Consider the following 14,261-nt stretch of genomic DNA (forward strand, 5'->3'; position numbering starts at 1 on the left):
GAATGACCGATAACCCGACTGCTCAACTCACCACGCTCCGGATTCCGGCCGATCAATTGCATGCCTACGTACGGGCGATCTGGGAGCAGGCGGGCAGTACACCGCGCGAAGCGGAACTGGTCGCGGATCATCTGGTGGCGGCGAATCTGACCGGTCACGATTCGCATGGCGTGGGGATGATCCCGCGCTATGTGGCGTCGCTGGCCGACGCGCAACTGCAACTGAACCTGCACGCGCAAGTTGTGAAAGACGCGGGTGCGGTCCTGACCGTCGAAGGCGCCAGGGGCTTTGGCCAGGTGGTTGCGTTCGAGGCAATGGAGCAGGGTATCGAACGCGCCAAACGCCTCGGCATCTGCGCGGTCGGCTTGCGCTGCGCGCACCACATCGGGCGCATCGGCCACTGGGCCGAACAATGCGCGCGCGCCGGTCTCGTATCGTTCCATTTCGTCAACGTGGCGGGCGATCCGCTCGTCGCGCCGTTCGGCGGTGCGGACCGCCGCATCGGCACGAATCCGTTTTGCGCAGCCTATCCGCGGCCGGGCAAGCCGCCGCTCGTGCTCGATTTCGCGACCAGCACGGTGGCGTACGGCAAGACGCGCGTCGCGTATAACCAGGGCAAGCAGGTGCCGCCTGGCGCGCTGATCGATTACGCGGGCTTTCCGACCCTCGAACCCAAAGTGATGCAGGAAGCGCCGTTCGGTTCGCTGACGCCGTTCGGTGGTCACAAGGGCTTTGGGCTCGCGGCGATGTGCGAGATTTTCGCCGGTGCGCTGTCGGGCGGCTTCACCACGCACACGGACACGCTTGGCACGACCAACGCGATCATCAATTGCATGCTGTCGGTGATCGTCGATCCTGCTGCGTTCGACGCGCCCGACGCACAAGCCGAAGCCGATGCATTCATCGACTGGGTGAAGGCTTCGCCGCTCGCGGCCGGCGCGGACCGTATCTATGAGCCCGGCGAACCCGAGCGGGTGATGCGCGCGCAACGCGAGGCCGAGGGTATTCCGGTCGATGCCGCCACGTGGGCGCAGATTGGTGCAGCGGCGCTGGCCGTCGGTATGCGCCCGGAGCGGGCTGAGCGGTGGTCCGCGCAGTTGCAATAACGATTGCTTGTGAATCAACGGGCGCCTTGTGGCGCCCGCGTCTGAATATGCAAATTGAATATTCCGTCTGTTAGCCCACAAATAAAAAAACAAATACCTGAAAACCATATTTTCGATTGCATTGAATAATCGAAAACTATTTCTTTTCCTTTCAAATCCCGCAAGAATTTCAAGCTTTGTTCGATCGCTAATTTATTACGGCGGCGTGCTCATCTGTGGGCTAATTTCGCCCATCTCCGGTGCGCAAGCGTTTGCGCCTGCGTCATCCTTTCACATTCGATTTACCTCCCCGCCGAGCTCCGTCTGACGGGGCCTGGCAGGCGTGTTGCATTCATCTGTTGGTTACCCCGCTCCCATCCCATTCCGGTCTGATTTAGGCTCGCATTGCAATGCCAGTGTTTAACCTTAAAAGGACCATTCAAAATGAATCTGCATAACCACCACGCCTGCCGTCCGTTCCTCGAAGCCGGCAATTTGTCGCAAGTCTCCGCTTACTACGAAGAAGGCCGCAACATCATGTGGATGATGCTGCGGGCGCAGCCGCGTCCCTGTTTTAATCTCGAACTGGTGCACGACATTCTGGGCCTCGCGCAGGCAGCACGAGAGTCCGGCTTGCCGATCGACTTCTGGGTGACCGGCTCGTTGATTCCGACCATGTTCAACGTCGGGGGCGACCTCGATTTTTTCGCGGATTCGATCCGCTCCGGCAAGCGCCAGGCGCTGATGGCGTATGCGCGAGCTTGCGTCGATTGTGTGCACGCGGCGGCGCGCGGTTTCGATACGGGGGCGATTTCGATCGCGATGGTGGAGGGCACGGCGCTTGGAGGGGGCTTCGAGGCCGCACTGGCGCACCATTTCCTGCTGGCTCAGAACGATGCGCGCATGGGCTTTCCGGAGATCGCGTTCAACCTGTTCCCGGGCATGGGCGGTTATTCGCTGGTCGCACGCAAGGCGGGCATGCGTCTGGCAGAAGAGTTGATCGGCATAGGCGAATCGCATACGGCTGAGTGGCATTTCGGCAAGGGGCTGGTCGACCATCTGTTCGAGCCGGGCGACGCCTATATGGCGACGCGTACCTTCATCGACACGCTCAGGCCGAAGATGAACGGCATCCGCGCGATGCTGCGGGCGCGCCAGCGCGTGCTGCAACTTTCCCGCGCCGAGTTGATGGAAATTACCGAGGACTGGGTGAATGCCGCCTTCATGATCGAGGAGAAGGACCTCGCCTTCATGGAGCGGCTGGTGATGCTGCAAAACCGCCGTAATTCGAACCTGCGCCAGACGGCCTCCAGCGCGGCCAATTTCGCCTGAATGGATCTGGATTCCGGCGAGATCAAGCGGCAGCAGCGGTCCGGTCCGCCAAGGAGAGGCTCCCAGGAGATTTTCTTCGGAACGCGCCGTCCAGGAGAACTTTCTTCGGCGCGCGCCCCAGGGAGACTTCCTTCGGGGTGCGCGGAAGCTCAGGCAATCAGTCTGAGCTTCTGTCTATCCTGCAACCAGCGTTCGAATTCCGCGGCCGGCATGGCGTGGCCGTACAGGAAGCCCTGCACATAGTCGACGCCCAGCCCCTTCATGAACATCTCTTCCGATTCAGTTTCGATGCCTTCCGCGACCACCTTGAAATTCAGTTCCTGCGCGACTGCTACCATCGAGCGCACGAGTGCCTGCGCTTTGGTATCGGCATTGATGGAGCGGACGAAACTGCGGTCGAGCTTGATGACGTCGAGTGGAATACGGCCCAATTGCGACAGCGACGAATAGCCGGTGCCGAAGTCGTCCAGATGGACCTGAGCGCCAAGCTGGCGGAACTGCGTGATCAGATCGATCGCAGCGGCTTCGTCCTCGATCAGGCAACTCTCGGTGAGTTCCAGGTCGATCAGACACGGGTCGAGGCTGGCTCGTTGCAGCGCTTCGCTGAAATGCCGCACCACGGCGGTATCGACCAGTTGCCGCGCCGATACGTTGATCGCGACGCGCAGGTTGTAGCCGTCCGCCTTCCATTTGGCGGCTTGCCTCGCGGCCGTTTCCATGACCCAGCGGCCGAGCACGCCGATCAGCCCGGATTCTTCAGCATAACGGATGAACTCGGCCGGCATGATCTGCCCGCGCTCCGGCGAGTTCCAGCGCACCAGCGCCTCCGCGCCCTGCACCGCGCCGGTGGCGAGCACGAGCTTGGGTTGGTAGTGCAGCGTGAACTGCCCCTCTTCGAGACCGCGCCGCAGGTTGGTGTCGAGCCACATGTACTCGGCGACCTTGCGGTCCATGTCGGGCGAGAACACGCGATAGGTGCGCTTGCCTTCATCTTTGGCAACGTACATGGCCGTGTCCGCCGAACGGATCAGCGATTCGAGGTTGGCGCCATGTTCCGGACACAGCGCGATGCCAATCGAGCAACCGGTATAGACTTCGACGAGCCCCAGGCTGAACGGCGTGCGCAGGCGTTCGAGAATGCGTTGCGCGGTGGCTTCGAGATCATGGGCGGTGCCTTTGGCGGCAAGCACGATGAATTCGTCGCCGCCAAGGCGCGCGAGCGCATCGTCTTCGTTCAGGCAGGTGCGGATGGCCGCCGACACATCGCGGATCAGCCGGTCGCCGAAGACATGGCCGTAGTGGTCGTTGACCTTCTTGAAGTTGTCGAGATCGAGGAACAGTATGCCGACCGATTCGCCTGGGGCCGCTTCTTCGATCGCGGTGCGGATCTTGTCCTGGATCGCGTTGCGATTGGCGAGACCGGTGAGGGAGTCAGTATTCGCCAGTTCGGTGAGCCGTTCCTGCGCGAGCCGTTCCTCGGTGATATCGGTACCTGAGCAGATCAGGAACTGTTCTTCGACGCCGCTGCCGCTGTGAACGAACTTATTGCGAAATAGAAAGAGCCGTTCGCCGTTGAGGGTTTTCACACGCCGCTCGACTTCGTACGAGACACCACGATTGAAGAACCCCGTGATGTTCTGGCTCGACGCCGCACCGGATTCGGAGGTCATGAACAGCGCCCACACATTGCGGCCGACGATGTCTTCTTCCTTCACGCCGGTGAGTTCCTCGGCGAGACGGTTGAAGCGCTGTATACGACCGTGCCTGTCGACGATGACCACAACCGAATTGACTTCGGAGACGACCTGTTCGGCGAACGAAAGACCGTGCACCAGATCGCGCGCGACGGATTCCGTGTCGTCGTAGGCGGAGGCGGTGCCTGCCCATGTATTGCTGGCGAGTTTTTTACCGACGAGGTGCAGGCGCAGCGGTTCGCCGAACAGCCGCACGTCGAGGATGAGATGCGAGGTGATGCCGGTGAGGCAACGGATTTGCGAAGCCTGTTGGGGATTCAGAGGAATGGCGACATTGGCTGGCACGTCACCGGTGACGGGCGTGAGTTCCAGCGCGTTGCTGTCGTTCGACAGACGCCAGCAGGGGCTGCTTGTGCCGAACTGGGCAAAAAGCACCTGGTCGTGTTGGTCGTCGTTCATGAGATCCCCGGGCGGTGTGTGCCGGTGAGCCGCTCGTGAAGCCGGGTTGGCGGCAGACAGTCTTCATCATACTTAAAGACTGGCCCATTGTAGCGAAGCGGCTGCAGTTCGGGCCTATAAACATTAACGGCTGGGATGGCCCGCTTTTTTAGGCTTTTATATGAGCCGCGTGCGGGGGGAAGCCTGGAAACTGCGTCAATGCTGCGCCACACTGCTTCAGAACCGCCGGGCCAATAGACTCCGGGCGTGTTCTCGTTCCGCGGGAATCGTTTCCACTGCGGGGTCAAACCAGAAAGCCCCGGCAACCAACGTCGCGACAACGATCCCATCCCGATACAGAACCCGATTTCCCGCCACAGCCGGCACCCGCTCGCCGACTAGCAACGTACCGGCAAAATTCAAAGGATCCGTTCCGGCGACGCACACAAAAGCACCATCGTTCGCATGCCGTCGAACTTCGCGCAACAAGGGAATCGCTTCCGGTAGCGCAAATTGCTCACCCGCGAGGCCATTCACAAAACGGCCGCCACGAATGACGCCACGCGCTTCGAGCCGCTGAAACACGCGCAACAGATCCCGCCATGGCGGTAACCATTCGGCCTCGCGTACAAGCAACCGCCAGAACACCACGCCAAAGCGGCGCAGCAAAGTCATCGCGACATGTTCGAGTACTTCGGGGGCGAACTGCTGGCGGTGCGCGGACGAGGTTTCCGTTGCAGCGACAACCGGCCGCCGGCTGACCAGCGCCCAGCGTCCTGCGTCGTCCATTCCTCCGATCAATGCGCTCGACCTCACACGCCTGCTACTCGAGTACGCACTGCGTTTGGCGACGGGTTTCAACAACGCCCGCAAGCCGGCGAAACTGTCGGAATTCACGAGGCCCGCCGCAACCAGCTCGCCCAGCGCATTCTCCAGTTCAATACGCAAGCCGCTTACTTCGGTTAACAGTTCGTCGAAGAACATCGCGCCATGTTGCGATAACGTGTCATAGACGCGCTGCGCCCGGGCCGACAACTCCGGTTGTTTCGACGCGTCGATCAGCGCGCTCCAGACGCGCACCTGAGCACGCGGCAAAAGCACGATCGGCGTGCTGCGCACCGGTCCCGCCGCACTGCGTGCCCGCTCGGTCAGACGCGTCCAGACGATCTTGCCGGCGCGGCATAGTTCGTCAAGCGAAATGTTCGCGTAGGCCTTGACGCGTGCCGGCAGAATGTCCTCTTCCCATGCAGCCGCCGCGGCCTGAAAACCCTCCATCTGGTCGAGTACGGCGGCGAGAGCGTCGCGTCCCTCGGCGCGCGTGTCGGGCGTCAAATGCTGCCACTCGAATAGAAAGCGCATGAAGTCATGCCTTTCCACCGGCTCGATTTCGCGTCGCAGGCGTTTCACCGTGTAACGGTGGATCCGCGCCAGCAGATGACGCTCGCACCATTCTCCTTCGGTTGCGCCCGGCGAGAAGCGGCCGCGCATCACGTAGCCTTCCGCTTCGAGACGCGTCAGCGTTTGTTCGACGGATGCCGCAGGCAACATCAGCGCCTGCGAAATCGCGCGTACCGGCAGTGGGCCGAAGCCGGTCAGCCGGGCGCGCAGCACGTCGAGCAGTGCGTCGTCGGCGCTCCAGGTGTCGGTGTAGCCTTTCGGTGGGGTGAGCGGTGGGTCAAATGAGGCGTCAGGGTAGAGCGCCTGGAAACAGGTCAGGCGCTCGGCGGCCAGCCACAGCACGTTATCGGCGGCGATCCTCAGACGCGTCGCGCGGCCGGATTCGGCGAGCGAGGCGAGCCATGCCGGCCAGCCCTCTTCATTGCGCGCTTCGGCCTCGGTGATGCAGGCGAGGCCCGTCAGTGCTTCGTGCATCTCGTCGGCGGTGCGCGCCTGTGGCCATGCTTCGCCGCGTACGCTGTCGATCGCGTCGGCGTCGAGCGCACCGAGGTCGTCGCCGCTGGACGGATCCGTCCAGCGGCGGTTCAGCACGGCCTGGGTGCGGCGCTCTTCGATCGGTGCATCGTCGAGATAGGCGTACGGCTTGGCGGTGAGGATTTCGGCGGCAAGCGGCGAGGGCGCCGGCAAATCGCGGGCAATCAGTTGCACGTCGCCCTGTTCCATGCGACGCAGCAAGGCAATCCAGCTTTCGCTGTCCATCGCTTCGTGCAGGCAATCATCGACGGTTTGGTCCACTAACGGATGATGCGGCAGTTCGCGTTCACCGACGATGTTCTCCAGACACGCGGCCTGCTCGGGAAATACGCTCGCCAGCAGATCTTCGCTACGCATGCGTTGCAATTGCGGCGGGGTCTTGCGTCCGCCGGTATAACGCGGCAGGCCGAGCGAGGTGGTCGCGTTCCAGCGCCAGCGCACGCCAAAGAGTGGCGCGTCGAGCAGCGCCTGAATCAGCAGATGCTCGGCGCTGTTCGAATGCAGGTAGCGCCACACTTCGTCGAGTACGAACGAATGGCTGCCGGTCAGCGAGAGGACGATCGCGTCTTCGGTGGCGGCGGCTTGCAGTTCGAAATTGAAGGTCCGGCAAAAACGCTTGCGCAGGGCGAGACCCCACGCGCGGTTCACGCGGCTGCCGAACGGCGCATGGATCACGAGTTGCGTGCCGCCGGACTCGTCGAAGAAACGCTCCATCACGAGTGTGTTTTGCGACGGTAACACGCTGAGCGCGGCGCGTGCACGGCCGAGATAGTCGACGATCTGGCGGGCGGCGGCTTCATCGAGACCGAGCGTGTCGATGAGCCAGTCGATCGCGCGTTGAAGGCGCGCGGTCATGACTTCGGCGTCGTCTTCTGCTCCATCGAGCAAGCGCCCAATCTGCTCACGCAAGCGCGCAACGCCGAACGACAGTTCATCGCTGCGCCCCGGCGCCTCGCCGAGCCAGAACGGAATATTCGGCGGTTGCCCTTGCGCGTCCTCGACCCGCACGCGGCCGCTTTCGATGCGCAGAATCCGGTACGACGCGTTGCCGAGCTGGAACACATCGCCGGCCAGACTCTCGACGGCGAAATCCTCGTTGACGGTGCCGATATTGATCGCCTGTGGCTCGAGCACCACCGCGTAGTCGGCGTTCTCGGGAATCGTGCCGCCTGAAGTCACGGCGACCAGTTTGCCGCCGCGCCGGCCACGCAAGGTGCCGCTCACGGCGTCGCGATGAATATAGGCGCCGCGCGGACCGTTGCGGCTCGTATACCCTTCGGCGAGCATGCGCAGCACGGCGTCGTATTGCTCGCGTTCCAGGCTGGCATAGGGTGCCGCGCGGCGCATCATCTCGAACAATGCGTCTTCGCCCCATTCCGCGCTCGATACCTCGGCGACGATCTGTTGTGCGAGCACATCGAGCGGTGCGCGCGGAATCCGCAACGCGTCGAGTTCGCCCCGCCGCACGCAATCGAGCAGCGCCGCGCATTCGATCAGATCGTCGCGCGAAGCCGGAAAAAGCCGGCCCTTCGGCATGCCGCCGACATGGTGGCCCGAGCGCCCCACACGTTGCAGGAACGGCGCGATCGCGCGCGGCGAACCCATCTGGCAGACCAGATCGACGTCGCCGATATCGATACCCAGTTCCAGCGAGGCGGTGGCGATCAGCACACGCAACTCGCCACGCTTCAGCCGCTGTTCGGCGTCGAAACGGTGTTCCTTGGCGAGGCTGCCGTGATGCGCGGCGACCACATCTTTACCGAGCCGTTCGGTCAGATGACGGGCGGCGCGCTCGGCCATGCGGCGCGTGTTGACGAAAATCAGCGTGGTGCGATGCATCGCGACCAGTTCGGCGAGCCGGTCGTAGACGCGCTCCCACACTTCGTTGGGCATCACCGCTTCGAGCGGCACGGGCGGAATCTCCAGCGCGAGATCGCGTTCGCGGATGTGCCCCACGTCGATGATTGCGCAGTCAGCAGGCGTATTGCTTTCGATGCTCGCGCCACCCACCAGGAAGCGCGCGACGGCACTGACCGGTTTTTGCGTCGCCGACAGGCCGATCCGCGGCAAGCGACGCTGACACAACGCGTCGAGCCGTTCAAGGCTGAGCGCCAGATGACTGCCGCGCTTGCTGCCGGCGAGCGCATGAATTTCGTCGACGATCACCGTGCGCACCGTCGACAGCATGCGGCGGCCGGAATCCGAGCCGAGCAGGACGTACAGCGATTCCGGCGTGGTCACGAGAATATGCGGCGCGCGTTTTTTCAACGCATTGCGTTCCTGCTGCGTGGTGTCGCCGGTGCGCACGGCGGTGCGGATGTCGAGCGGCGGCAGGCCGCGTGCGTCGAGTTCCGCGGCGATGCCCTGCAACGGCACTTGCAGATTGATGCGGATGTCGTTGGAGAGCGCTTTCAGTGGCGAGACGTAGACCACCAGGGTTTCGTCGGGCAGGACGCCGCCGTTGGCGAGGCCTTGCTGGACGAGTTCGTCGATCGCGGACAGGAAAGCGGTGAGGGTCTTGCCCGAACCGGTCGGCGCGGCCACCAGGGTCGAGCGCCCGCTGCGGATCTGCGGCCAGGCGGCAGCCTGGGCATCGGTGGGGGCGGGGAAGGTTTTCAGGAACCAGCCGGCGACCGCGGGATGAAAGTCGTCCAGCGCACCGGCCGTGAAGGGGCTCAAAGCGGGGCTCAAAACGGCCCCTGAAGCCGGCTCCAAGGCCGGATCGAAAGTCGAAGAATCGGGAGGCGCCGCCAGGGCGGCGGATGTCGGGGCCGAAGTCATGCTTGCATAGATGGGGACGCGCCGTGCCATATCCAGAGGACGGCAAACGCCGCCCTGTTTCGAGGATGAGAGACCAGTCTGGCAGGTTTTTAGCGGCCTTGCCGACGGTTGTACGGCACTACCAGACCCAGCGCACCCCCGCATCGCCCGTCACCGTTCTCTGGTGCGCGCCACCCAGGTTCGTCACCCAGCCGAGCGTTGCGAACACGCTGCCCGAGGTGCTGAATTTACCGACCACACCCGCGCCGAGTTGGGCCGCAGTTTGCCCGACGGTGCCCGGAATCACGGTCCCGCCGCCGAACGTGACTTTGTCGTCGGAGCCGAACTCGCGTAACAGGCTGACCCGCAAATAAGGCCGCCATGCGGTCGCGAACGCGTCGAACTGACCTTGCAGGCGCGCACCGATTCGTCCGACGAAAGTATTGCCGCTGTTGAAGCCGACACTCGATACGCCATCGTTGAAGTCGGAGAGCGAAAGGTGCTGCCACACGAGTTGCGCTTGTGGTTCGAGCGTGAGCCCCGCGCCGAGCGGAATCGGCAGACCGCCTTCGAGCGAACCGGTCACCGCGTTGCCGTGCGTCGTCGTGTTGAGGCCGTCGCGCGAGACCGGATCGACGGTCAGCGAACTCCCCATCAGTACAGCGTCCGTGTACCAGCCGCTCGGGCCGATATGCGTCCAGTAGCCACCGAGGCTGTATGCATTGATCGCCAGGTGGCCCACGGCGAGATTGGGCATGCCGAGCGCGAAGCCGTCGACGTCGCCGGTCGCCCGTGCGAAGCCAACGAACAAACCGTAGTGATTGCGCTGGCCACTCTCGCTGCGATCGGCGTACAGATCCTGGCCGGCCTGAATGCCATACACCGAGCCGTCGAATTGGGGACTTGCCGCACCGTCCTGGCTCAGTACGCTATGGCCACCCCACACGCGGCCCCACGCGGCCGGCAGCTTGCCGCTGTCGTTCAACAAGGCCTGATCGCCTTGCCGGTCATGAAACGTATCGATCTGCATCAAGCCAAGTTCACGTGCGACGCCGGGCGCCGCGGCGTAGACCGGCACTTCGACGCGATACAGCGGCGTGGCGGCCGAGCCCGCAGGCGGTGCGGGAGGCAAGGGCGGCGTGCCCTCGGCCGCAAGCGGTACGCCGGGTTCCACAGCGGGAGGCTCGCCAGGTGTAGCTGGCGAGCCTGGCGTGGTGGCCGGCGGTGGAGGCGTCACGCCTGGAGGCAGCGGTGCCACCGTATTGCGCAGATACCAGTTGTCTGTCGTGCCGCCGCTCACACCGCCTTTGGCGAGGTAGTAGGAATACGCGCCCGCCTTTACCGGTGCAGCCAGCGAGAAGGCGCTCGCGTCTGTGGTGGCGCCGTTGGTCGCCTGAATCAGTTGAATGCCGTCCGCAACCGTTTGTGCGCCCTGGCCGCCCACGTTCGTGACTTGCAGGCGCGTCGAGCCGGTGGCCGTCCCGCCGCTCAGCACGAGGCGATCGGATGCCGCGCCATCGCCGGCGACGACGGTATTCAGTCCGATGGTGCCGTTCTGTCCGGCATAGTTGCCCGTCACATTCAGGAGGTTGCCCACACCCGCGGCGGCAGGGCCGCCGATCTGCACGAGTCCGGCATTCACCAGCGAGCCGTTGATCGAGAAGGCGCCGTTCCCCTCGCTTGCAAACGACGGCAACGCATTCGCCACCGCGAGCGTGCCGTTATTCGTTACCGCGCCCGTTACGCTGCCATAGCCGCCGAGCGTCGCGCCTGCGGCGACCGTGGTGGCGCCGCCGCCCGTCAGCGCAGCGTTGGCATGCGCTGCATCGCCGATCGCGAGGGTGCCCGCCGCGACCGTGGTTGGACCGCTATAGGTGCTCACGCCCGTCATCAGCAAGCTGCCGTCGCCGGCTTTCGTCAAGGCGCCGGTCCCGCTCACTGCCTGGGTGAGCGTCGTATCGAACGATTGCGTATCGATCGTGCCGCCGCCCGCGGCCAGGGTGATGGCGCGCGTGCCCGCGAGGTCGAAGCTCGTGGTCAGTTGCAGCGTGCCGGTGTTGAACGTGAGCCCGCCCGTGTTCGCGCCGAGCGCGTTGTCCGCGCCGACGGCGATCGTGCCTTGATCGATTGTCGTGCCACCCGAGTAGGTGTTGCCGTTCGCCGCAGCCGGCGCGAGCGTCAACACGCCGGCGCCGGTTTTATCGACTGCGCCCGTGCCGCTGATCGATCCCGCATAGGTGCCGGCGTTATCCTGGGCAAACCGCACGAGTCCATTGTCGGTGACGTTGGAGGGCAGGTTCTGCGCGTTTGCCTGCAAGGTCGCGCCGCTATCGACGAGTGCCGTCGCGCTCGCGCCGAGCGTACCGGTGAGATTGAGCGTGCCGGTTTGCACGTGCGCGAGCGTGAAGGTCCCGCTACCCGTCCAGTTCCATAATGCGCCTTGCATCAGCAGGGTCTGGAAGTTGGTAAACGCATTCGAAGCCGTGCCCGAGCCTTGCAAGGTCACCGTATTCGTTCCCGCTCCACCGTCGGCCGTGCCGTTGATCACGGAGCCGGTTTGCAGAATCAGCGCGTCGTTGCCGTTGCCCATCGTGATGGCCGTGCCGATGCCGCTCTGCACGAGCCCCGCATTGATGATGGTGCTGTTGCCGTTGAGCGTGCGGATGCCGGAGCCGTTCTGGCTGATGATGCTGCCGCCCGCGAGGTTCTGGATCGTCGCCACGAAACTCGATCCCGCAGTATTCGAAAACACCGCATCCGAGCCGCTGCCACTCGCGCTGATCGTGCCGCTGTTGGTCAACTGGTCGTTATTGCCTTGCATATAAGCCGTTGGACTGGCCGCGCCGGTCGTGGACAGCGTGCCGGTGTTGGTGATGGCGCCGCTGCCGCCGAGAATCGATGCCGCGCGCGCGTTGCTGCCCGAGGTCGTCACCGTGCCCGTGTTGATCAACTTGTTGTTCGACTGGCCGACGTTCGTTTGTCCCCATGCGGCCGTCATGCCGTAAGCGTTGGGGCCGCTGGTGGTGATCGAGCCGTTATTGGTCAGGGTGTTGCCGCTGCCGTTGGCGGCCATGCCGTCGTTGAAGGCGCCGCTCGTGGTGATGACCCCGCCGGTCGCGTTAGTGATCTGATTGCCGTTGCCCACGCCGAGCAGCACGGCACCACGCACGGTGCCCGTACCGCCGCCGCCTGTCAGCGAAAAGTTGCCGCTGCTGTTGATCGTGCTATTGGTGTCGACGCTGAAGACGACCGGATTGGCGCTGCGTACGAAATTGCCCGAGGCGGTGCTATCGGCATTGATCGTCACACCCGTGCTGCCGGTTTGCGCAACGACGGCGGCGAGGCCGCTGCCGGTGCAGGTGACGGTGGTATTGCTCGGCGGTGCAGTGTTGCTGCACGCGGCCATTGCGGAAGGGGTGAGTGCTTTGGAGAGCAGCACGACGCTGCCGAGGCCAATTCCAAACCTGTTCTTCTTCTTCATACGCGCGGTCCTTGTTAAGGGCACTACACCATACGAGCGGAATGGTCCGACTTATACACGTCTTACTGAAACTTTCCAATTGCGCCCGGCATAACTTACGAATCTGTTGCGGATCACCGACGCTTGCTGAAGACCCGCATGGCGACTTGCTTGCGGAGGAGCAGGCGGTTTTCGAGCGGGGAAATATCCACCGCAGTTCCGGTGCGAACCGTAAGGGATTTGAAACATGCGTTCGCCGGTGGCTGGCGAGGACTCACGCCGGGTCCTGTCGAAATTTGCCAGGTGCAGTACTCTGTACGACCTACTCATCCACGAATCCACGATGGAGTCTCGACGATGCGATACAACCCCTTAGGCCGTACCGGTGTGTTTATTTCAGAGCTATGTCTGGGCACGATGACCTTCGGCGGTGGCGAAGGCATATGGAAGCAGATCGGCGATCTGCAGCAGCAAGACGCGGAGCGGCTGGTTGGCCGGGCGCTCGACGCGGGTATCAATTTCATCGACACGGCCGACGTCTATGCCGAAGGCCTGTCCGAGCAGATCACGGGCCAGGCGCTGAAGAATCTCAAGGTGCCGCGCGACAAGGTTGTGGTCGCAACCAAAGTATTCGGCGCGACGGCAGCGTTTCCGAATGCGCGCGGGGCGTCGCGTTATCACATCATCGACGGCGTCAAGGCGAGCCTGAAGCGCCTGCAACTCGATCACATCGATCTGTACCAGATCCACGGTTTCGATCCGGCCACGCCGATCGAGGAAACCGTGCGCGCGCTCGACACACTGGTTCAGCATGGTCATGTCCGCTATGTGGGCGTGTCGAACTGGGCCGCGTGGCAGATCGTGAAGGCGCTGGGCATCTCGGAGCGCCTCGGCCTCGCGCGCTTTGAAACACTGCAGGCGTATTACACACTGGCGGGCCGCGACCTCGAACGCGAACTCGTGCCGATGCTGCAAAGCGAAGGCCTTGGCCTGATGGTGTGGAGTCCGCTCGCGGGCGGCTTGCTGAGCGGTAAATACGGGCGCGAGCAGCAGGGCGAAGCAGGCAGCCGTCGTACGACGTTCGACTTTCCGCCGGTCAATCGTGAGCGCGCATACGACTGTATCGACGTGATGCGTAACCTCGCGGAGGCGAAGCAGGTGTCGGTGGCGCAGATCGCGCTCGCGTGGCTGCTGCATCAGCGCGTGGTGACCTCGGTGATCGTCGGTGCGAAGAAAATCGAGCAACTCGACGACAACATCGCCGCCACCGGCGTGACGCTGACCGCCGACGATCTAACGAAGCTCGATCAGGTCAGCACGCTGCCGCCGGAGTACCCGGGCTGGATGCTGGAGCGCCAGGGTGAGCCGCGCCGCAAGCAGCTTGAAGAGGCGCGTTATCCGGTGCAAGGCTAAGTGGAAGCTGCGGGGTCCGGTGCTTCCATTGCACGGCGGATAGGTCGTGGCGGAACGGTGTAGCGGCGTGCCGGGCCAGATAGTGGGCAGCGCGTTTTTCTCCGGGCCACCGACCTGGCGCGCCGCCACACCACTACACCGGGTGCC

At 63.6% G+C, this 14,261-nt stretch carries 6 protein-coding genes; 3 read left to right on the forward strand and 3 right to left on the reverse strand.

Going from position 1 to position 14,261, the window contains the following annotated elements; translation table 11 throughout:
• The first annotated feature begins 2 nt into the window (after positions 1–2).
• Positions 3–1,106, forward strand: a complete 1,104-nt coding sequence (locus tag PQR40_RS34050) for a malate/lactate/ureidoglycolate dehydrogenase (protein WP_408510775.1) — start codon at positions 3–5, stop codon at positions 1,104–1,106.
• A gap of 423 nt (positions 1,107–1,529) precedes the next feature.
• Positions 1,530–2,417, forward strand: a complete 888-nt coding sequence (locus PQR40_RS34055; RefSeq protein WP_408227035.1) for a crotonase/enoyl-CoA hydratase family protein — start codon at positions 1,530–1,532, stop codon at positions 2,415–2,417.
• 149 nt (positions 2,418–2,566) lie between these two features.
• Here the strand turns inward: PQR40_RS34055 and pdeR are convergent, their stop codons facing one another.
• The 3 genes from pdeR to PQR40_RS34070 form a co-directional block, all read right to left on the reverse strand.
• Entirely contained in the window at positions 2,567–4,570 is a 2,004-nt protein-coding gene (pdeR, locus tag PQR40_RS34060; protein ID WP_408227038.1) for a cyclic di-GMP phosphodiesterase, read from the reverse strand.
• A gap of 216 nt (positions 4,571–4,786) precedes the next feature.
• Positions 4,787–9,292 (reverse strand): DEAD/DEAH box helicase, encoded by a 4,506-nt coding sequence (locus PQR40_RS34065; protein WP_408510776.1) that lies wholly within the window; start codon positions 9,290–9,292, stop codon positions 4,787–4,789.
• An 88-nt stretch (positions 9,293–9,380) separates the two neighbouring features.
• Positions 9,381–12,722, reverse strand: coding sequence for an autotransporter outer membrane beta-barrel domain-containing protein (locus PQR40_RS34070; protein ID WP_408239752.1), 3,342 nt, complete (start codon positions 12,720–12,722; stop codon positions 9,381–9,383).
• Between the two features lie 336 nt (positions 12,723–13,058).
• On the opposite strand from PQR40_RS34070, the gene PQR40_RS34075 reads away from it, so the two are divergent.
• Positions 13,059–14,114, forward strand: a complete 1,056-nt coding sequence (locus PQR40_RS34075) for an aldo/keto reductase (RefSeq protein WP_408393238.1) — start codon at positions 13,059–13,061, stop codon at positions 14,112–14,114.
• Positions 14,115–14,261 lie beyond the last annotated feature (147 nt).

Source organism: Paraburkholderia sediminicola, assembly GCF_046026855.1.
GTDB lineage: Bacteria > Pseudomonadota > Gammaproteobacteria > Burkholderiales > Burkholderiaceae > Paraburkholderia > Paraburkholderia sediminicola_A.